22 protein-coding genes are annotated in these 17,156 nt (G+C 65.2%); 11 read left to right on the forward strand and 11 right to left on the reverse strand.

Going from position 1 to position 17,156, the window contains the following annotated elements; translation table 11 throughout:
* Positions 1–56 precede the first annotated feature (56 nt).
* A complete protein-coding gene (locus U4960_RS04525) occupies positions 57–191 on the reverse strand; it encodes a hypothetical protein (RefSeq protein ID WP_324262388.1) in 135 nt (44 codons plus the stop codon).
* 376 nt (positions 192–567) lie between these two features.
* On the opposite strand from U4960_RS04525, the gene U4960_RS04530 reads away from it, so the two are divergent.
* The 6 genes from U4960_RS04530 to U4960_RS04555 all read left to right on the forward strand — a co-directional run bounded on the left by U4960_RS04530 (position 568) and on the right by U4960_RS04555 (position 3,465).
* On the forward strand, positions 568–777 hold the full coding sequence (locus tag U4960_RS04530) for a cold-shock protein (RefSeq protein WP_324262389.1): 210 nt from the start codon (positions 568–570) through the stop codon (positions 775–777).
* A gap of 100 nt (positions 778–877) precedes the next feature.
* Positions 878–1,099 carry a hypothetical protein gene (locus U4960_RS04535; RefSeq protein WP_324262390.1) on the forward strand — a complete coding sequence of 74 codons (222 nt, stop codon included), beginning with the start codon at positions 878–880 and terminating at the stop codon, positions 1,097–1,099.
* A gap of 82 nt (positions 1,100–1,181) precedes the next feature.
* Entirely contained in the window at positions 1,182–2,087 is a 906-nt protein-coding gene (locus U4960_RS04540) for an alpha/beta hydrolase (RefSeq protein WP_324262391.1), read from the forward strand.
* Positions 2,087–2,545 carry a DUF3429 domain-containing protein gene (locus tag U4960_RS04545; protein ID WP_324262392.1) on the forward strand — a complete coding sequence of 153 codons (459 nt, stop codon included), beginning with the start codon at positions 2,087–2,089 and terminating at the stop codon, positions 2,543–2,545. The genes U4960_RS04540 and U4960_RS04545 overlap by 1 nt, the downstream gene beginning before the upstream one ends.
* A 7-nt stretch (positions 2,546–2,552) precedes the next feature.
* Positions 2,553–2,981 (forward strand): COG3650 family protein, encoded by a 429-nt coding sequence (locus tag U4960_RS04550; protein WP_324262393.1) that lies wholly within the window; start codon positions 2,553–2,555, stop codon positions 2,979–2,981.
* 79 nt (positions 2,982–3,060) lie between these two features.
* Positions 3,061–3,465, forward strand: coding sequence for a GFA family protein (locus tag U4960_RS04555; protein ID WP_324262394.1), 405 nt, complete (start codon positions 3,061–3,063; stop codon positions 3,463–3,465).
* Here the strand turns inward: U4960_RS04555 and U4960_RS04560 are convergent.
* Positions 3,462–3,788 (reverse strand): DUF962 domain-containing protein, encoded by a 327-nt coding sequence (locus tag U4960_RS04560; RefSeq protein ID WP_324262395.1) that lies wholly within the window; start codon positions 3,786–3,788, stop codon positions 3,462–3,464. The two genes, U4960_RS04555 and U4960_RS04560, sit on opposite strands and share 4 nt — an antisense overlap.
* An 81-nt stretch (positions 3,789–3,869) precedes the next feature.
* Between U4960_RS04560 and U4960_RS04565 the strand changes: the two genes are divergently transcribed.
* Positions 3,870–4,256 (forward strand): hypothetical protein, encoded by a 387-nt coding sequence (locus U4960_RS04565; protein ID WP_324262396.1) that lies wholly within the window; start codon positions 3,870–3,872, stop codon positions 4,254–4,256.
* 6 nt (positions 4,257–4,262) lie between these two features.
* Here U4960_RS04565 and U4960_RS04570 read toward each other — a convergent pair whose 3' ends face one another.
* Positions 4,263–5,723 (reverse strand): S41 family peptidase, encoded by a 1,461-nt coding sequence (locus tag U4960_RS04570; protein WP_324262397.1) that lies wholly within the window; start codon positions 5,721–5,723, stop codon positions 4,263–4,265.
* Positions 5,724–5,983: 260 nt separating this feature from the next.
* On the opposite strand from U4960_RS04570, the gene U4960_RS04575 reads away from it, so the two are divergent.
* Positions 5,984–6,580: a YbhB/YbcL family Raf kinase inhibitor-like protein gene (locus U4960_RS04575; protein WP_324262398.1), complete on the forward strand. Its 597-nt coding sequence runs from the start codon at positions 5,984–5,986 to the stop codon at positions 6,578–6,580.
* 24 nt (positions 6,581–6,604) lie between these two features.
* Complete coding sequence (locus U4960_RS04580; protein WP_324262399.1) at positions 6,605–6,853, forward strand: SWIB/MDM2 domain-containing protein; 249 nt, start codon at positions 6,605–6,607, stop codon at positions 6,851–6,853.
* A gap of 5 nt (positions 6,854–6,858) precedes the next feature.
* Here the strand turns inward: U4960_RS04580 and U4960_RS04585 are convergent, their stop codons facing one another.
* Positions 6,859–7,281: a DoxX family protein gene (locus U4960_RS04585; RefSeq protein ID WP_324262400.1), complete on the reverse strand. Its 423-nt coding sequence runs from the start codon at positions 7,279–7,281 to the stop codon at positions 6,859–6,861.
* 70 nt (positions 7,282–7,351) lie between these two features.
* Between U4960_RS04585 and U4960_RS04590 the strand changes: the two genes are divergently transcribed.
* Positions 7,352–8,617, forward strand: a complete 1,266-nt coding sequence (locus U4960_RS04590) for a dipeptidase (RefSeq protein WP_324262401.1) — start codon at positions 7,352–7,354, stop codon at positions 8,615–8,617.
* Between the two features lie 24 nt (positions 8,618–8,641).
* Here U4960_RS04590 and U4960_RS04595 read toward each other — a convergent pair whose 3' ends face one another.
* The 7 genes from U4960_RS04595 to U4960_RS04625 form a co-directional block, all read right to left on the reverse strand.
* Positions 8,642–8,935: a hypothetical protein gene (locus U4960_RS04595; RefSeq protein WP_324262402.1), complete on the reverse strand. Its 294-nt coding sequence runs from the start codon at positions 8,933–8,935 to the stop codon at positions 8,642–8,644.
* Positions 8,936–9,000: 65 nt separating this feature from the next.
* On the reverse strand, positions 9,001–9,825 hold the full coding sequence (dapD, locus tag U4960_RS04600) for a 2,3,4,5-tetrahydropyridine-2,6-dicarboxylate N-succinyltransferase (RefSeq protein ID WP_324262403.1): 825 nt from the start codon (positions 9,823–9,825) through the stop codon (positions 9,001–9,003).
* A 49-nt stretch (positions 9,826–9,874) separates the two neighbouring features.
* Positions 9,875–10,954: a phosphotransferase family protein gene (locus tag U4960_RS04605; protein ID WP_324262404.1), complete on the reverse strand. Its 1,080-nt coding sequence runs from the start codon at positions 10,952–10,954 to the stop codon at positions 9,875–9,877.
* The gene (locus tag U4960_RS04610) at positions 10,954–12,042 is read right to left on the reverse strand and encodes a Zn-dependent alcohol dehydrogenase (protein WP_324262405.1); all 1,089 of its coding nucleotides are present in this window, start codon (positions 12,040–12,042) and stop codon (positions 10,954–10,956) included. Before U4960_RS04610 ends, U4960_RS04605 begins: the two co-directional genes overlap by 1 nt.
* Before the next feature lie 26 nt (positions 12,043–12,068).
* Positions 12,069–13,403, reverse strand: a complete 1,335-nt coding sequence (locus U4960_RS04615) for an acyl-CoA dehydrogenase family protein (protein WP_324262406.1) — start codon at positions 13,401–13,403, stop codon at positions 12,069–12,071.
* Between the two features lie 107 nt (positions 13,404–13,510).
* Positions 13,511–14,929, reverse strand: a complete 1,419-nt coding sequence (locus U4960_RS04620; RefSeq protein ID WP_324262407.1) for an MFS transporter — start codon at positions 14,927–14,929, stop codon at positions 13,511–13,513.
* Positions 14,926–15,783, reverse strand: coding sequence for an SDR family NAD(P)-dependent oxidoreductase (locus tag U4960_RS04625; RefSeq protein ID WP_324262408.1), 858 nt, complete (start codon positions 15,781–15,783; stop codon positions 14,926–14,928). Before U4960_RS04625 ends, U4960_RS04620 begins: the two co-directional genes overlap by 4 nt.
* 189 nt (positions 15,784–15,972) lie before the next feature.
* Between U4960_RS04625 and U4960_RS04630 the strand changes: the two genes are divergently transcribed.
* A complete protein-coding gene (locus tag U4960_RS04630) occupies positions 15,973–17,154 on the forward strand; it encodes an acyl-CoA dehydrogenase family protein (RefSeq protein ID WP_324262409.1) in 1,182 nt (393 codons plus the stop codon).
* The last annotated feature ends 2 nt before the right edge of the window (positions 17,155–17,156 follow it).

Here is a 17,156-nt window from a genome sequence, read left to right on the forward strand (position 1 = left end):
CTTTGTCACCCGCCCTGTCATTTACCTTCTCGCACGGGCCGCCGCTCACCCGCAGCTCAGTTGCGGGTCATGTGCTCCAGCCCCTTGATCCCGCCGGGCTTGAGGCTGGGCTGCGAGGCGTTGGTCTTGGGGCCTTTTTCCGCCTTGGGCTTGCGCACTTCGCGGTTCGACTTCTTCTGGCTCTTGGCCATGGCGCGGCTCCTCGCGAGCAGGATGCCCGGAGCGCAGGCTTGCGCCTTCGCCGGGGGAATGTCGAACGAATACGGCCCCGGTACTCGTGGCGGCACTGGTGGTTTGGCATCAGGTTACGGGGCAGGCTGGCCCGGTGGCGGGGCAGAGCGAGCGCGGCCGCAAGAGCAATGATTAGGTGATCGGGTAATGCTGTGCTATAGCGATGCCGCTGACGTCGAAATGTGCGACGGACTTCGAGATTTGACTTGTCGCCGCTTGCTGCTTGCAGCCCCGGCGTTAACCAGACGACGACTTCCTTTCATCTGACGATTTGACGCACGACCCCTGCCGCACTTTCGCGGTGGGGCAAACAAACGTTTCTTGAAAGGAAACATCATGGCCAAGACTGGCACCGTAAAGTTCTTCAACGCCGACAAGGGCTATGGTTTCATCCAGCCCGACGATGGTTCGGCTGACAGCTTCGTGCATATCTCTGCCGTCCAGGCAGCCGGCATGCACTCGCTCGATAAGGACCAGCGCCTTAACTACGAAGTCGAGCAGGGCCGCAACGGCAAGGAAAGCGCCGTAAACCTCTCGGCCGCCTGATCGGCGCATTTCGCCCCGCGCGCCAGCCTCGCCTCAGGGCCGGGCGGGCGCGCGGGGCACTTTGCCTCCATCCCGGAGGCCTGCCAGGGAGCGCGACCGCATGAGCCAGACTTACGAATTCTATGCCGAGCGGGTCCGCGAAGCGACCGCTGCTGCTGACGCCGCCACCCTCGACAATGTGCGTGACCGCGCGCTGCGCTCTGCCGCCACCTGGAGCACGCTGGCCGACCAGGCCCGCGCCGTCACCGAACAGCGCGTCAAGACCGAACGTGAAAAGGCCGCCCTGCGCGCCGAAGAAGCCCGGCTCGCCGCCGAGGCCTGAGGCAGCCTTCACGCTGCGCAGCGCGCTGGCGACACGGGAAAATGCGGCTATAGGCAGGCATTATCGCCCGTGAGGACCATCGATGCCCAGCCTGTCAGCCCGCCTCGTCAACCTCGCCCTGCCGCTGCTCGGCATCAGGCGTTTCTTCGCCGAGCCAGAGCGGCTTGACCAACGGATCGCGCAGCTGCGGAAGCAGAAGCCCTTGCGCCCCAGGGCCAAATGGCACCGCGATTTCACTATCGTCGAGGACACTGCGCGCGGCTATCCGGTGGTAACGATCACGCCGAAAAGCAGCGCAGCCAGCGCGCCGCACCTGCTCTATCTCCACGGCGGCGGCTATGTGATGGATATCGCCGCCGTTCACTGGGACACCGTGCTGCGCCTGTGCGCCATGACCGGCGCCAGCGCGACCGTGCCGGTCTATCCGCTCGCCCCGGAGCACAAGGCGGATGAGGTGCTGGGCGCGATGCAATCGCTCTACCTCGAACTGGCGACTACCCATGGGGCAGACCGGATCACGGTCATGGGTGACAGCGCTGGTGGCGGGATGAGCCTGGCGCTGGCGCAGATGCTCAAGGCAGAAGGCGGCCCGCTGCCGGGCAAGCTGGTGCTGTGGTCGCCATGGGTCGATGCAACGGCGAGTGATCCGGCCCAGCGCATGGTCGAGCCGAAAGACCGGATGCTGGCTATCAGCGGCTTGCTCGCCTGCGGGGAGCGCTATGCGGGCGATCTGCCGCTGGACGACCCGAAGGTCAGCCCGCTGTTCGGCCCGCTCGAAGGCTTGCCGCCGATGGCGATCTTCTCCGGCACCAGCGATATCCTGGTCGTTGACGGGCGGCGGTTGGCGGAAAAGCTGCGCGCAACCGGCGCTCCGCACGAATTTCACGAATATCCCGGCATGTTCCACGTCTGGATGCTGCTGCCGGTTCCCGAAGGAAAGCGGGCGCTGAGCCAGACCGCAGACTTTATCCGGGCCGGAGCCAGGTGATGCGGCAGGTTCCGGTAACACCGCGCTGGCTGGGCCTTGCGGGCGTGCTCCCGGCGCTGGCGTGCCTCGCCCTGGCATGGATCGGCGAGGAGGCCTGGGTCGATAGCGCGCGGATCGCCGGCGGGCTCTATGCCGGCCTGATCCTGTCGTTTCTTGGCGGGACATGGTGGGGCATTGCCGCCGCTGCGCCCGCCGCCCAGGGCCGCGGCGTGCTCGGCTGGGTCTGGGTGGCGGCCGTGACCCCCAGCCTGATCGCCCTTGCCGCAGGTTTGTGGTGGCTGACAGATCCCGCCCGTCCGCAGCCCGCGCTGGCGATGCTGGCCTTCGCCATTCTGTCCAGTCCGCTGGTCGACCTGCGGCTCAAGGGCATGGCACTGGCGCCGCGCTGGTGGATGGCGCTGCGCTGGCCGCTCAGCTTCCTGCTGGGGCTTGCCACGCTGGGCCTTGCTGTCCGATAGAGGCCGCATGACCATTCGCCATTTCCCCCTCCTTGCCGCGCTCCTGTTGCCTCTCGCCGCCTGCCAGTCGCCCGACGAGAACGGGCGGTCGACGCAGGCGTTCGCCGAAATTGCTGACAGCGAGACAATCCGCTTCACCGGCACCGAGCCGTTCTGGGGCGGCAGTGCAGCAGGCGATACGCTCATCTATTCCACTCCGGAGAACCCTGACGGAACGACCATTGCCGTCACCCGGTTTGCGGGCAACAGCGGGCTGGGTCTGTCTGGCGCGCTGGACGGGAAGCCGTTCGACATGGTGGTGACGGCGGGCACCTGTTCCGATGGCATGTCCGACCGGGAGTACCCCTTCACCGTTACGCTGGAGATTGGCGAGGACAGCCGGTTCGGTTGCGCCTGGACCGACAGCCGCCCCTTCAGCGGGCCGGAAAACCCCTGAGCTCACTGCTGTTTGCGCTAGGTGGCGATTGTCTTGCCAGCGCCTATCCTTGTGCCGGAATATCGGGAGGAAAAACACCATGAGCCAGACCGGAGGCTGCCTGTGCGGCGCAGTGCGTTACGAACTCAAGGCTGAGCCGGTGATGCAGGCGATCTGCCACTGCAAGAACTGCCAGCGCCAGGCGGGCAGCGTGCTCTCGGTCCTGATTGGCGTGCCGCGCGACGGTATCACGATCAAGGGTGAGACCACGACATACGAGGACAGCGGCGAAAGCGGACTGAAGGTATGGCGCAAGTTCTGCCCGACCTGCGGTTCGCCCCTGTTCACCGATGCCGAAAGCGCGCCGCAGCTGTGGTTCGTCAAGGCCGGCACGCTGGACGATACCAGCTGGCTCAAGCCGCAGATCCAGTTCTGGACCAAGAGCCGCCAAGCCTGGATGCCTGAATGCGAGGATATCCCGGCGATGGCGGAAAACCCGGCCTAAGAGGTCACCCCGGCACGCTCCAGCTCGGGGCGGATCCGGCCAGTCAGCCACAGCCACCACATGCGGAAGTCGGCCGCCAGCGACCAGAGCGGATAAGTGAAAGTCGCCGGACGGTTCTTCTCGACCCCGAAATGCGCCGCCCAGGCAAAGAAGTAACCCGCCAGCGGCATGGCGGCGAGCCATACCCCGCTGGCTGTCACAAGCGCATAGGCCGCCAGTGTCACGACAAGCGTCGTGCCGAGATAATGCAGCGCGCGGGTGGCAGGCCGCGAATGCTCGCGCAGGTAAAACGGCCAGAACTCGGCAAAGGTAGTGTAGGTCATCGACCCGATGATGACCTATCGGCTGACTTCCCGTCAAGCTGCCGGTTGATGGGTTCGGGCAGGGCATGGTAGCCTGCGTCCATGAATGACCAGGATGATCCGCATCTGGCAGAGCCGCCGACCTTGGCCGACGCCATCGAGGAACACCGCGCTCGCGAGGCGTTCGGCATTACCACCAACAGCGCCGGAACCTGGCTGCCCGAGGCGAGCTATCGCCCGGTTCCGATTGTCTGGTTCGCGGCGGCCTGGTTCATGCAGATGTTCATGCTTGCCGTGCTCTATCTGCTGCTGGCCTCGGAGGCGGCAATCCTCACCGCCGGTGCCACCGCCCTGTCGAGCTGGCTGATCGGCCGCTGGACCTGGGCGCGCGGCATGGCGCAGGCCGGGCGCGGCTGGCGCGCGGTCACGATAGGCGCACTCGCCTTTGCTTGGGCATGGACCGCCCTGCTGGCCTTCGCCAGCCGCTGAACGCGCTCAGAAGAAGCCGGGAACCTCGCGCTGGGCCGGGGAGGGACGCTGCGGTGTCAGCGGCTCGCGACCACCGCTCACCCCGCGTTGCCGCTCGGCAGAGGCGACGGCGTTTTCTCCATTGGCCGAAATCGGGCTGCAGACCGAGGCGCCGCTGCGCAGGAATGCCAGCGCCTGCGCAATAGAGGCTTCGCGCGGGTCTCCGAGGGGCGTGAAAATGTCATCCGCTGCACGGCAGGTGTTGGGGAACACGCTGGCAAGGCCCGTGTAGTAATCCCCCTGGCCGCTCGCATTCTCGGTCCGGAAAGCGACGACCCGGAAACGGTCATCGCATTCGGCGCGGTCAAACGCGAACTGGCCGACCGGCTTGCCGAAGGTGTTGGTGCCGACCAGCGCGGTGTTGCTCCCGAGATAGGGAATGAAAGCATTGGCCACCAGTTCGCTCGCCGAAGCGCTGCTGCGGGTCCCGATAAACGCGATCTTGGTGGCCGCAATCGCCTGTGCCTGAGTGCCGACGCGGTCGGTCTCGTTCTCGCTGGCCTTGCTGGCGCGAAGGGTGGTGCGGCTGAAAACCTCGCCGACCCGGTTAGCCGCCATCAGGTCACCCATCAGCTCGGCAATTCGCACGAGGCCGCCGCCGTTGTAGCGATAGTCGATGATCAGCTCGGTTATGCCTTGCTGGCGGAACTGCTCGAAGGCGGCACGCAGGTCCTGCTCGGCGGAATCGACGATGAAGGTGCGCAGGTTGATGTAGCCGACCTTCTTGCCGTTATCGTCGAGCACTTTCGCGCCATAACGGTCAGACATCGGATCGAGCGCGAAATCGGCTTTCGCCACGGTGACTTGCCGCTCGGTGCCATTGACGTCGCGGATGCGGAACACCCGCTGGAGGCCGGCAGTGGAGGGGCCGAGTGCCTCGATGACAGCACCGGGCCCGCCAGCAGTCATCAGGCTGGTAACGGTCTGCAGGTTGCTGGCTGTGGTCCCGATGGCGAGCAATTCGGTGCCGCGGTCGAACCCTTGCGGGAAGGCGGGGCCGGTTTCGAAGGATTCCAGCACGAACACCCGGTTGTTGGTCGTGTCATAGGCCAGGCGGATGCCGAACCCGGCGCTGGACCCCGAATTGATCAGGGCGTTCTCTTCGGCAATCGAGGTCATGTAGGTGAAGAACCGGTCACGCGACTGGGCCCGGGCCGGGGCAACCAGCGCGTCGATATAGCCGTCAATATTGTTGAAGTTGGCCTTGTTGACCGTGTTGTCGACCAGGTCGGGGAACAGGTACCATTCGTCAACCACCGCCTTCACGAAGTCCTGCCGCGCAGAGAGCGAGCAGGTTGACGTGGGCGGTGGGGGCGTCGGGTTGGTTCCGCCGGTCGGCGGCGGCGAACTTCCGCCGCCCCCCCCGCCGCCACAGGCGACCAGAACAAGCGACATGGCAAGGGCGATGGAATTGCGTGCGACACCCATGGGCGTGGTGCTCCGTATAGCTGTTACGACCCGGCCGATCACCTGCAGATCACGGCTCTGTGGACGCACGATGCCGCCTTTATCGAGGGGCGGCAAGCCGTCGTCTGTGACCGGAAGGTCCGGATTCGCGGAAAAAGCATCACCTCGTCGCGTAATTTTCTTTCGCAGCGGTGGAAAACCTGCTTGCGTTGGCCTTGCACCCCTCGCAGGCGAGGGAGTGACGCCCTAGTCTCCTGCCCTGTTTTGGTGAGAGGATGCCGTTGTCTGATTCTGCCCCCCAGTGGCTGCTTGAGGCCCTGCCTGCCGTTTCCGGCGGACATGCTGCGTTGGCGGTTGCGCAGCTCGCCGAGGCTGGAATGCTCGGCAAGGGCGGCTTCGCGCTGACCAGCCCGGCCTTTGCCAATGGCGAGCCGCTCGATCCCAGCTTCACGGCTGACGAAGAGGACTCCGTCGCGCCGCCGCTCGAATGGTCGGCACCGCCTTCCGGCACTCAGGAGCTGGCCCTGATCGTGGAAGACCCGGCCGGCCGTGGGGGCGAAGCGACCTGCCACTGGCTGGTGTGGGGTCTTGCCGGCCAGCGCGGCAAGCTGCTCGAAGGCGAGGTTCCACCCCGGGTGGGCAAGAACGCCAAACGCAATTCCGAGTGGCTCCTGCCGGAGCCCCCGCATGACGATCCGCCCCATTCATACGTATTCCAGCTCTTCGCACTGGACTTGCCGCTCACCTTGATGCCGGGTGCAAGTCGCGGGGATCTTGTCTCGGCCCTCAAGGGCCACGTACTCGCTGCCGCCCTGCTCACCGCGACTTATGCGCGTGAGGAGGAAGGCGAGGACTGGGACGGGGAAGATTTGGAATAACCAGACTACGAAAGGAACAATACTATGGCTGGCAATAACGCACTCCAGAAACCGGTCACTCTGACCGCCGATCTCGAAGCAGTGGTGGGCAAGGGTCCGATGACCCGCGCTCAGGTGACGTCCAAGGTGTGGGAATACATCAAGGCCAATGACCTGCAGGACACCAAGGACAAGCGCCAGATCAATCCCGATGCCAAGCTCGGCGCGGTGATTGGCAAGGACCAGATCTCGATGTTCAAGATGACCGCTGCGGTTTCCAAGCACCTCAGCTGATTGTCTTACGGTGTGCGGCGGAGCGGCCAGTCGGTTGCTCCGCCCGCCCACAGTGCCAGCCAGATTACCAGCGGCTGCGCCATCATTCTCGGCACGTGATAGGCGAGGCCCAGCCCGCCGTCAGCCTTCGCCATGTCCAACGCGAAATGGTTGATGTTGGCTGGCCAGACACACAGCGCGTAGAGCGCAAGCCCGATCCCGGCCCACCGCCGCACGACCGCTGACCACGGCTGCACCAGCCCGGCAGCGCCGGCCAGTTCCGCAACCCCGGTCCAGAAGACGACGTGTTCGGGCCATGGAACCGCTTCCGGCATGATCCCCAGGAACGGCTCTGGCCGGGTCAGGTGCATGACGCCGGCAAAGGCATAGAACAGCGCCAGGACCCAGCACAGCGCGGTGCGCACCCTTTCCCGCCTCTGGCCAGCCATCGGGCTTTCCTCCCCCCGGAGATGCGTTAGAACGAACGGCAACCTAGCCTGCTTTCCGGAGATATCCGCCATGAAATCGTTTGCCCTAGCCAGCGTGGCCCTGATCGCACTTGCCACCGCTCCTGCGTCTGCGAGCACGCCTGAGCAGATCGCCGAGGCTGCTCTCAAGGCTGCGCCGGTGTTCGATGGCCACAATGACCTGCCCAACCAGCTGCGGGTGCGTTACCGCAATGTGATCGGCGGTTTCGATCTGGTCGATACCACCGTGTTGCCGCCGGAGCAGGCCGAGATGCGGCCGCTCCACACGGACCTTACCCGGCTGCGGAAAGGCAGGGTGGGGGCGCAGTTCTGGTCAGTCTATGTGCCCGCCAACACCAGTGAGCCCGAGGCGATCCAGGCCACGCTGGAACAGATCGACGTGACCAAACGCCTGATCGCCAGCAATCCCCGCGACCTGCAGTTCGCGCTGACCGCGCGGGACGTCGAGGCGTCGATCAAGGCCGGCCGGATCGCCTCCCTGCTGGGGATCGAGGGTGGCCATTCGATAGGCGACAGTCTGGCGGTGCTGCGCCAGATGCACGAGCTGGGCGTGCGCTACATGACACTCACCCATTCGCGCACCTTGTCGTGGGTGGACAGCGCCACAGACACGCCGAAGCATGGCGGGCTGAACGATTTCGGCCGCGCGGTCATCCGCGAGATGAACCGGCTGGGAATGCTGGTCGACCTCAGCCATGTGAGCGAGGAAGCCATGCACGACGTGCTCGACGTGGCAAAGGCGCCGGTGATCTTCAGCCATTCGGGTGCGCGGGCGGTCAATGGCCATGCGCGCAATGTGCCGGACTCCGTGCTGTCCCGGCTCCCCCGGAATGGCGGCGTGGTGATGGTGGTGGGCCTGCCCGGTTTCCTGAGCGAACCGGCGCGGCAATGGTTCGGCAATCGCCAGGCTGAAAAAGCCCGGCTCGAAGCGCTCTGGCTGGGCCAGCCGAAGGAAGTCGAAGCGCGCCTGAAAGCGTGGGACGATGCCAACCCCCTGCCGCTGGCGACGATTTCGGACATGGCGGACCATGTCGATCATGTGCGCAAGGTGGCCGGGATCGACCACATCGGCATTGGCGGGGACTATGACGGGATGCCGACCGGCCCTGTCGGGATGGAAGACGTGGCGGGTTACCCGGCGCTGTTTGCCGAGCTCGCGCGGCGCGGTTATTCGCAGGCCGACCTGGAGAAGATTTCCCTGCGCAATGCCCTGCGGGCGATGCGCCAGGCTGAAACCTATGCCGCCAGTGTCAAGGATATGGCTCCGGTAGAAACGCCCGTGGCCCTGCAGGAGTAAGCGGCGGCCCGAGCAGCACCCGGCTTACGGTTGGACTGTAGCCGGTTCGGAAGGCTGATCGCCGCGCTCTGCAGCAACCGAATCGACCGAACTCTGGTTGACCGTTTCCCCTTGCTCGCGCTGCTGTTCGATCCGGCCGGTGGCCGTGCCTTCGCTCTCCACCGGGTCCTGGGTCAATGCCCCGGTGACCCAGATGACCGTCAGCGCGACAATCGCCAGCGCGGTGCTGATCAGCAGCACCCAGCGCATTGCACCGGTGGTTTCACCGGCGCGGGCCTCGTCGGTATCGATGTGGGTTTCCTGTCCTTCGCGGTGCATGGTCGTGGCCTCCTGTCCTGTTGGATCCAGCCAACAGAACGGAGACGCAGGTCAAACGTTCCGGTTCAGTCCCGCAGCAGCTCGTTGATGGCAGTCTTGGAGCGGGTTTGCGCGTCCACCGTCTTGACGATCACCGCGCAGTAAAGGCTCGGCCCGCCCTTGGGATCGGGCAGGGCGCCGGGCACGACCACGGCATAGGGCGGCACCTTGCCGCGGTGAACTTCGCCGGTGGCGCGGTCGATGATCTTGGTCGAAGCGCCAAGATAGACGCCCATGGAAAGCACCGCGCCTTCGCCGACTTCCACCCCTTCGGCCACCTCGGCGCGTGCGCCGATGAAGGCACCGTCACCGATGATGACCGGGCCGGCCTGAAGCGGCTCGAGCACGCCGCCAATGCCTGCGCCGCCCGAGATATGTACGTTCTTGCCGATCTGGGCGCAGCTGCCGACGGTGGCCCAGGTGTCGACCATGGTCCCCTCATCGACATAGGCGCCGATGTTGACGAAGCTCGGCATCAGGACCACGCCCTTGCCGATGAAGGCGCCGCGCCGCGCGACTGCGCCGGGAACGACGCGGAAACCGGCGTCGCGGAAGCGGTTCTCGCCCCATCCGGCAAACTTGCTCGGCACCTTGTCGAACGCCGGGGCGCCGGCCGCGCCGCCATCGATCAGCACGTTGTCGTTGAGGCGGAAGCTCAGGAGAACGGCCTGCTTGAGCCACTGGTTGACCCGCCAGCCGCCATTACCGTCAGGTTCGGCCACCCGCGCCTTGCCGCCATCGAGCAGTTCGAGCGCGGCTTCGACCGGTTCGCGCACGTCAGCGCTGGCCGGGGTCACCTCGGTGCGGCGTTCCCATGCGGCTTCGATGGCGGACTGGAGATCGGCGGTCATGTGGCACTCCCGGGCTGGCGTTTCGCCCGCGCTGTTAGGGCGGCGGGCGCTATCCGTCCATCCCCGCCGCGAGCGCGAAGTCGTATGCACGATCGACCAGCGGGGCGACCCTGTCGGACATGGACCGGGCATGGGCAGAAGAAGCCGTGCCGTCGATCACCCGCTTCTTGATGCCCTGGATGATGCCGGCGAGGCGGAACAGGTTGTAGGCAAAGTACCAGTCCATCGGAGGCACGGGATAGCCGGTGCGCGCAACGTAGCGTTCCACGGCCTGCTCGACAGTGGGGATGCCAAGCGCCTCGAGGTCGAGGCCCTGCAGCCCGGCACGGCCATCGGCGGGACTATGCCAGTTCAGCATCAGGTAGCTGAAGTCCGCAATCGGATCGCCGAGGGTCGACAGCTCCCAGTCGAGCACGGCCAGCACCCGGTTGGCGTCCGCCTCGAAGATCATGTTGTCGAGCCGGTAGTCGCCGTGGACCACGCTCGATCCATGCTGCGGCGGCACGGTCTGCGGCAGCCATTCGATCAGCCGCTCCATCTTCGGCATGTGCTCGGTTTCGCTGAGCTTGTACTGCTTGGTCCAGCGGCTGATCTGGCGGGCGCAGTAGTCGGACGGCTTGCCGAATTCACCGAGACCGATGGCGACCGGGTCTTTCAGGTGCAGGTCGGCCATGGTGTCGATCATGGCATGGTAGATTTCGCGCCGTTCCTGCGGGCTGCATTGCGGCAGCGCGCCGTTCCACAGCGACCGGCCATCGGCCAGCCCCATGATGAAGAACTTGGACCCGAGGACCTCCGGGTCTTCGCACAGGCCGTATGTCTTCGGCACCGGAAACCCGGTCGGGCCGAGAGCGTGCATCGCGGTATATTCGCGGTCGACGGCGTGCGCGCTCGGCAGCAGCTTGCCGAACGGCTGACGCCGCAGCACGTAGGATCGGCCCGGGGTGTCAATCCGGTAGGTGGGATTGGACTGGCCGCCCTTGAATTTAGAATAGGAAATCGGGCCTTCGAAGCCCTCGACATGGGCCTCGCACCAGGCGGTCAGTGCGGCCAGGTCGAGCCGGTCGTTGTCCGACACCTCGACCGTGCCGACCATTTCCTTGTCGAAATCGATTGCCGTCTCGCTCATCAGTCGAACACCACCACGCTGCGCGCCGAGTGGCCGCTCTTCATTTTCTCGAACCCGTCGTTGATCCTTTCCAGCGGGATCCGCTCGGCAATGATGGTGTCGAGGTCGAGCAGGCCGCGCAGGTAGAAATCGACCAGCCGCGGCAGGTCGACAGGGAAGTGGTTCATGCCCATGATCGCGCCCTGCAGCTTCTTGCCCGAGAGCAGGTCAAGCGCGCCGAGGCCAACCTTGCAATCGAGCGGCATCATCCCGAGGATCGTCGCCGTGCCGCCGCGCCGCAGGCAGGCGACCGAGAGATCGGCCGAAGCCTGCCGCCCGACCGCTTCGATCGCATGGTGCACGCCGCCCTTTGAGATCGCCATGATCTGCTGCGCGGCGTCAGGGGCCATGGCGTCAACCGCATGGGTTGCGCCCAGCACCATCGCCAGCTCACGCTTTTCCGGCACCGGATCGACGGCGATGACCTGACCGGCTCCGGCAATCTTGGCTGCATTGATTGCAGCCAGGCCGACCCCGCCGCAGCCGATCACCGCCACGCTTTCGCCCGGCACCACCGAGCAGGCGTTGAAGATCGTGCCTGCACCGGTCGTCACCGCGCAGCCGAGAATGGCAGCGCGGTCGAGCGGCATGTCCTTGTCGATGCTCACACAGGCGTGTTCGTGGATCAGCATCTGCTCGCAGAACGCCGAAAGATTGAGCATCTGGTTGACCGGCGATCCATCGGCCCGGCGGATGCGCGGCCCGGCATCGCCGCTGCGGCGGGTATCACCGCCCAGGCACAGCGCCATGCGGCCGGTCACGCAGAACTCGCAGTGGCCGCAGAAGGCGCTGAGGCAGGAGACGACATGATCGCCCGGTTTGACCGTCTTCACCTCGCTGCCGACCGCGCGGACCACCCCGGCCGCTTCGTGGCCGGGAATGGCCGGAAGCGGGTGAGGGTAGCTGCCTTCGATGAAGTGCAGGTCAGAATGGCACAGGCCGCAGGCCTTGGTGTCGATCAGGACTTCATGCGGGCCGGGATCGGCCAGCTCGACGTCGCCCATGACCAGGCCCTGTCCGGGCTGTTCGAGAATTGCTGCCTTTGCCATCTGCTCTGTCCTTGTCTTGCCGCGTCTTACCGCGCCACGCCCATATCACCCGAACTGAACGAGGGGCTTGCCGTCATCGGGCCCTTGCCGTCGCGCAGGGCATTGGCGCTCGGGCCCGGGTTGGGGGCGTGACGGGCGAACTCGATGTGCGCGATGGAACGGGCGTGGACTTCGTCCGGCCCGTCAGCGAGGCGCAGAGTGCGCTGGTGGGCATAGGCCGAAGCAAGGCCGTAGTCCTCGCTAACCCCGCCGCCGCCATGGGCCTGGATCGCATCGTCGATGATCCGCAGCGCCATGTTGGGGGCCTGCACCTTGATCATGGCGATTTCCTGCTTGGCCGCCTTGTTGCCGACCTTGTCCATCATGTCGGCCGCCTTGAGGCACAGCAGGCGGGTCATTTCGATGTCGATCCGGGCGCGGGCCACGCGTTCTTCCCACACCGAGTGCTTGTAGACCGGCTTGCCGAACGCCTCACGCTCCTGCAGGCGGCGGCACATCTTTTCCAGCGCTTCTTCGGCGACGCCGATGGTGCGCATGCAGTGATGGATGCGGCCCGGCCCGAGGCGGCCCTGGGCGATCTCGAACCCGCGCCCTTCGCCCAGCAGCATGTTGGTAACGGGCACGCGCACGTCCTTCAGTTCCACTTCCATGTGGCCATGCGGCGCATCGTCATAGCCGAACACCGGCAAGTGGCGCAGGATGTTCACGCCCGGTGCGTCGATCGGCATCAGCACCATCGACTGCTGCGCGTGACGCTGGGCGCCGAAGTCGGTCTTGCCCATCACGATCGCGACCTTGCAGCGCGGATCGCCGAGGCCGGAGGACCACCACTTGCGGCCATTGATGACGTATTCGTCACCGTCACGCTCGATCCGGGTTTCGATATTGGTCGCATCGGACGAGGCGGTGAAGGGCTCGGTCATCAGGAAGGCGGAGCGGATCTCGCCGTTCATGATCGGGCGGAGCCACTGCTCCTTCTGCTCGCGGGTGCCGTAGCGGTGGAACACTTCCATGTTGCCGGTGTCGGGCGCAGAGCAGTTGAACACTTCGCTGGCAAAGCCGATCCGGCCCATTTCCTCGGCGCAGAGCGCATATTCGAGGTTGGTCAGGCCCGGCCCTTCGAATTCGAAGGTGTCGTCAACGTGGTGGTGGCTGCTGTTCTGCGGCGGCATGAACAGGTTCCAGATACCCTGCGCCTTGGCCTTGGCCTTCAGGTCCTCGACCACCTGGATCACCTTCCAGCGGTCGCCCTCGGCGTCCTGCTGCTTGTAGGTGGCCACCGCCGGGCGGACATTCGCCTCGATGAAATCGCGCACGCGGTTGCGCCAGTAGACCTGCCGTTCGGTGGGTTCGAAATCCATCAGTCGTTCCTCTCGATCATCGTAATCAGATTGCGTGGTTCGTTCGAATCTTGCCGGGCGACGGTGGCAGAGGTGCCCCCATGCGCCAAGCTCTCATTTGTGCGGCGCTATGGCGTCGCGGCCGGCTCCGTTGATGCTGCTGCCATTGCAGCCAGCCGGTTTTCGTGATCAGCGCGGCTGATCGGAAAACGGTTGAGCCAGAAGGCAGAAAACAGGCCCAGCACCATGACCAGGCTGCAGTACATTGCAACCAGGGCCAGCAGCACGTCGCGGTCGATGGACCCGGGGGCGGTACCGATCGGGAACGCCGCCAGCGACAGCATCCCGCCCGCCAGCAGGATGCCGATGCCGGTTGCGCTTTTCTGCACCAGCCAGTTGCCGGCGTAGAAGCTGCCTTCGGCGCGCCGCCCGGTCTTGGCCTCGAATGCCTCGACAATCTCTGCCACCATCGAGGTGGCGGAAATCACCGCCGCCACGCCCGCTGCATTGCTGACGAAGATGAACCCGAACAAGGCCGCCGCACTGGCCGCGCTGCCCAGTTCCGGCCAGGTGCCGGTGTAGTAGAAGCCGAACGGGATCAGCCAGAAGGTCATCGACACCAAGGTTGCAATTGCGCCGGTACGAGCTTTGCCGAAGCGGCGGTGCAGCGGGCTGAGCAACAGGAAAACCGCCACAACGCTGAAGAACAGGATCAGGGGATAAAGCGCGATCTGCCCCTCCGACAATTCCCACACGAAATAGTAGAGGTAGTTCGACAGGGCGAAGGTCATCCCCTGGCTGATATAGGCTGCCAGGGCCCCGGCGGCAAAGATCAGGAACGGGCGTTCCGAAAACGCTTCGACGATTTCGGAAAATGCATTGCGCAGGGAAAACGGCGGCGGCCGGTCCTTGGGGTATCGGGCGATGAAGCTGTGCTGGCCGAGCGCGGAAATCAGCACGAAGGCGGCAATGGTAATCGCGCCGAACAGGCCATAAGCCTCGTACCCCTCGCGCCCCAGCAGGTCGTCGCGCAGGAACACCTGATAGGCCAGGAACAGCACGATCAGACCGCCGGTCCAGCCGAACAGGAAGCGATAACGGAACAGCGTGGTGCGTTCCTCGTAATCGCGGGTCAGTTCCGGGACCAGCGCGATAGAGGGCACTTCACACGCCGACAGGAGCAGGCGCACCGTCACTGCAATCAGCAGCAATGACCAGAAGCCCGGTGGCCCGTCAAATGGCGGTGCCCACATGAAGTACCAGGCGAAGGCCAGCGGGATCGGCGCGGCGTAGAGCCACGGCAGGCGCCGGCCCCAGCGGGTGTAGGTCCGGTCGGACAGGTTGCCGAGGAACGGATCGACAAAGGCATCGATCACCAGCGCGGTCACCAGCGCAAGGCTGACTAGCCATGCCTCCATGCCCAGCACCTGGTTGTAGTAGGTCAGCAGGAAGACCGAAAACCCGTTGTCCTTGATCCCGAAGGCGACCGAACCCGAGCCGTTGAACAGCTTGATCCGCATCGGCAATGGGCGCGGGGGAGGGGTCATTTGCCGGCGTTGGCCTTTGCCTGCTCTTCCAGCGCCTCGAGCGCGCCGAAGATCGCCGGCTCCTCCGGATCCCAGCTGTAGCGCGGGCCCAGGGTAATCCCGCCGTCGACCAGCAGGCTGGCCCCGGTGATGAAGCTGCCTGCATCGCTGGCGAGAAAAGCGCAGGCTTCGGCAATGTCGCGGGGCTGGCCGCCACGCTTCACCGGCTGGGCGTTGCTGCTCATCTGCGCGATCACGCCCTTCGCCATGCCCTTCTGCTCATCCGGGATTTCCAGTGACGAGGTGAAAATGTCGGTGTTGATGAAACCGGGCTGGATCGCGTTCACCCGGATGCCGAACTGGGCGAGGTCCGCCGCAGCCATCTTGGTGAGGTGGAGCACGCCAGCCTTGGCCACGGCATAGGTGGTGGGCGAATAGCCGGGGCCGACTGCCGCCACGCTCGAAACGTTGACGATCGATGCACCTGGGCGGCCCTGCATGTGCGGCACGGCGTAACGGATGCCGAACGCGACCGAGCGCAGCAGTAGGTCCATCGTCCGGTCCCAGTCAGCCGGTTCGACTTCGTGGATCTTGGCCCGCGCCCCGCCTGCGCCCGCGTTGTTGAAGACCACGTCGATCCCGCCGGTCTCGCTCCCGGCGCGGTCCATCAGCGCGCGGATGGCCTCGGTGCTGGTCACGTCGCAGTGCTGGAATCGGATTGCGCCGTCCGAGGCCGCTGCCAGCGCCTCGCCTGCAGCGACATCGATGTCAGCCGCGTAAACGGTCGCACCATCGCGGGTGAACAGCTCAGCCGCTGCCTTGCCGATGCCGGACGCGGCGCCGGTAATTACCACCGTCTTGCCTGAGAATCGCATTCCCGGCCTCTCCCTTGTTGTTTTGCCCCAGCTTAAGCGTGTTCCAGCTTACGTCAACGTAACATAGCCTGACGCTACGGCATCCGCGCTCCCTCCGAACGTGCTTGCAGGACTCGGTCAAATCGCCTTACGTTAGCGTCAAGCGGCCGGGAAAACCTGCGCCGCATGTCTGCGAGAGGAGCTGCGACCATGTCCGATCTGGAAACCTTCCGCGCTGAAACGCGCGCCTGGCTGGAGGCCAACTGCCCGCCTGAGATGCGCGAACCCGCGCGCGGCGAAGAGGACATATTCTGGGGCGGGCGCAACGCCACGTTCCAGAGCGAAGCGCAGAAGGCCTGGTTCGAAGCCTGCGTCGCCAAGGGCTACACCGTTCCGGCCTGGCCCAAGGAATATGGCGGAGCAGGTCTCAATGCTGCCGAAGCCAAGGTGCTGCGCGAGGAAATGAACCGCATCAGCGCGCGCCCGCCACTGTCGAGCTTCGGCATCTGGATGCTCGGCCCCGCGCTGCTCCACTTCGGGACCGAAGGTCAGAAGAAGCGTTTCCTGAGCGAGATCGCGCGCGGCGAAATCCGCTGGTGTCAGGGCTATTCCGAGCCCGGCAGCGGCTCCGACCTGGTCTCGATGCAGACCTTCGGGGAAGATCGCGGCGATCACTGGGTGGTCAATGGCCAGAAGATCTGGACCAGTTATGCCGACAAGTGTGACTGGATTTTCTGCCTCGTCCGCACCGACAAGGGGAACAAGTACCAGGGCATCACCTTCATGCTGTTCGACATGAGGACGCCCGGTGTCACCACCAAGCCGATCAAGCTGATCAGCGGCAACAGCCCGTTCTGCGAAACCTTCTTCGACAATGTCGCCGTGCCGAAATCCTATGGCGAGGACGTGCCCGGCTTCGTGGGCGAGATCAACCGCGGCTGGGATGTCGCCAAGTACCTGCTCGGCCACGAGCGCGAGATGATCTCCGGCGCAGGCGGCGGGGATCGGACAGCGGGCATCGGCGCGGCGATGCTGCGCCATGCCGGCGAGATCGACCCTCTGCTGCGCGCCGAGCTGGCGCTGTTCGATGTCGATGCGCTGGCCTACACCGCGATGGGCGAGAAGTTCCTTGACGAGATCAAGGTCGGCAAGGCCCATCCGGCCCAGCCGAACATGATGAAGTACGTCGGGACCGAGCTCAACAAGCGGCGCCACGAACTGATGATGAGTGCGGGCGGATCGCGCAGCCTGGAGTGGGACAGCGAGGAAACACGCGGCGGCAAGCCGGCGCGTGACTGGCTGCGGACCAAGGCAAACTCGATCGAGGGCGGCACCAGCGAGGTCATGCTCAACGTCATTTCCAAACGCATTCTCGACCTGCCGGGAGCCTGAAT

The organism is Altererythrobacter sp. H2, from assembly GCF_035319885.1.
Classification (GTDB): domain Bacteria; phylum Pseudomonadota; class Alphaproteobacteria; order Sphingomonadales; family Sphingomonadaceae; genus 34-65-8.

Bases quoted from the DNA above. Each gene is read 5' to 3' on its own strand.
- U4960_RS04550 (WP_324262393.1), top strand. From the start codon at position 2,553: ATGACCATTCGCCATTTCCCCCTCCTTGCCGCGCTCCTGTTGCCTCTC.
- U4960_RS04540 (WP_324262391.1), top strand. From the start codon at position 1,182: ATGCCCAGCCTGTCAGCCCGCCTCGTCAACCTCGCCCTGCCGCTGCTC.
- U4960_RS04530 (WP_324262389.1), top strand. From the start codon at position 568: ATGGCCAAGACTGGCACCGTAAAGTTCTTCAACGCCGACAAGGGCTAT.
- U4960_RS04560 (WP_324262395.1), bottom strand. From the start codon at position 3,788: ATGACCTACACTACCTTTGCCGAGTTCTGGCCGTTTTACCTGCGCGAG.
- U4960_RS04555 (WP_324262394.1), top strand. From the start codon at position 3,061: ATGAGCCAGACCGGAGGCTGCCTGTGCGGCGCAGTGCGTTACGAACTC.
- U4960_RS04610 (WP_324262405.1), bottom strand. From the start codon at position 12,042: ATGGCAAAGGCAGCAATTCTCGAACAGCCCGGACAGGGCCTGGTCATG.
- U4960_RS04580 (WP_324262399.1), top strand. From the start codon at position 6,605: ATGGCTGGCAATAACGCACTCCAGAAACCGGTCACTCTGACCGCCGAT.
- U4960_RS04595 (WP_324262402.1), bottom strand. From the start codon at position 8,935: ATGCACCGCGAAGGACAGGAAACCCACATCGATACCGACGAGGCCCGC.
- U4960_RS04630 (WP_324262409.1), top strand. From the start codon at position 15,973: ATGTCCGATCTGGAAACCTTCCGCGCTGAAACGCGCGCCTGGCTGGAG.
- U4960_RS04525 (WP_324262388.1), bottom strand. From the start codon at position 191: ATGGCCAAGAGCCAGAAGAAGTCGAACCGCGAAGTGCGCAAGCCCAAG.
- U4960_RS04625 (WP_324262408.1), bottom strand. From the start codon at position 15,783: ATGCGATTCTCAGGCAAGACGGTGGTAATTACCGGCGCCGCGTCCGGC.
- U4960_RS04535 (WP_324262390.1), top strand. From the start codon at position 878: ATGAGCCAGACTTACGAATTCTATGCCGAGCGGGTCCGCGAAGCGACC.
- U4960_RS04545 (WP_324262392.1), top strand. From the start codon at position 2,087: ATGCGGCAGGTTCCGGTAACACCGCGCTGGCTGGGCCTTGCGGGCGTG.
- U4960_RS04565 (WP_324262396.1), top strand. From the start codon at position 3,870: ATGAATGACCAGGATGATCCGCATCTGGCAGAGCCGCCGACCTTGGCC.
- U4960_RS04590 (WP_324262401.1), top strand. From the start codon at position 7,352: ATGAAATCGTTTGCCCTAGCCAGCGTGGCCCTGATCGCACTTGCCACC.
- U4960_RS04605 (WP_324262404.1), bottom strand. From the start codon at position 10,954: ATGAGCGAGACGGCAATCGATTTCGACAAGGAAATGGTCGGCACGGTC.
- dapD (WP_324262403.1), bottom strand. From the start codon at position 9,825: ATGACCGCCGATCTCCAGTCCGCCATCGAAGCCGCATGGGAACGCCGC.
- U4960_RS04615 (WP_324262406.1), bottom strand. From the start codon at position 13,403: ATGGATTTCGAACCCACCGAACGGCAGGTCTACTGGCGCAACCGCGTG.
- U4960_RS04570 (WP_324262397.1), bottom strand. From the start codon at position 5,723: ATGGGTGTCGCACGCAATTCCATCGCCCTTGCCATGTCGCTTGTTCTG.
- U4960_RS04585 (WP_324262400.1), bottom strand. From the start codon at position 7,281: ATGGCTGGCCAGAGGCGGGAAAGGGTGCGCACCGCGCTGTGCTGGGTC.
- U4960_RS04620 (WP_324262407.1), bottom strand. From the start codon at position 14,929: ATGACCCCTCCCCCGCGCCCATTGCCGATGCGGATCAAGCTGTTCAAC.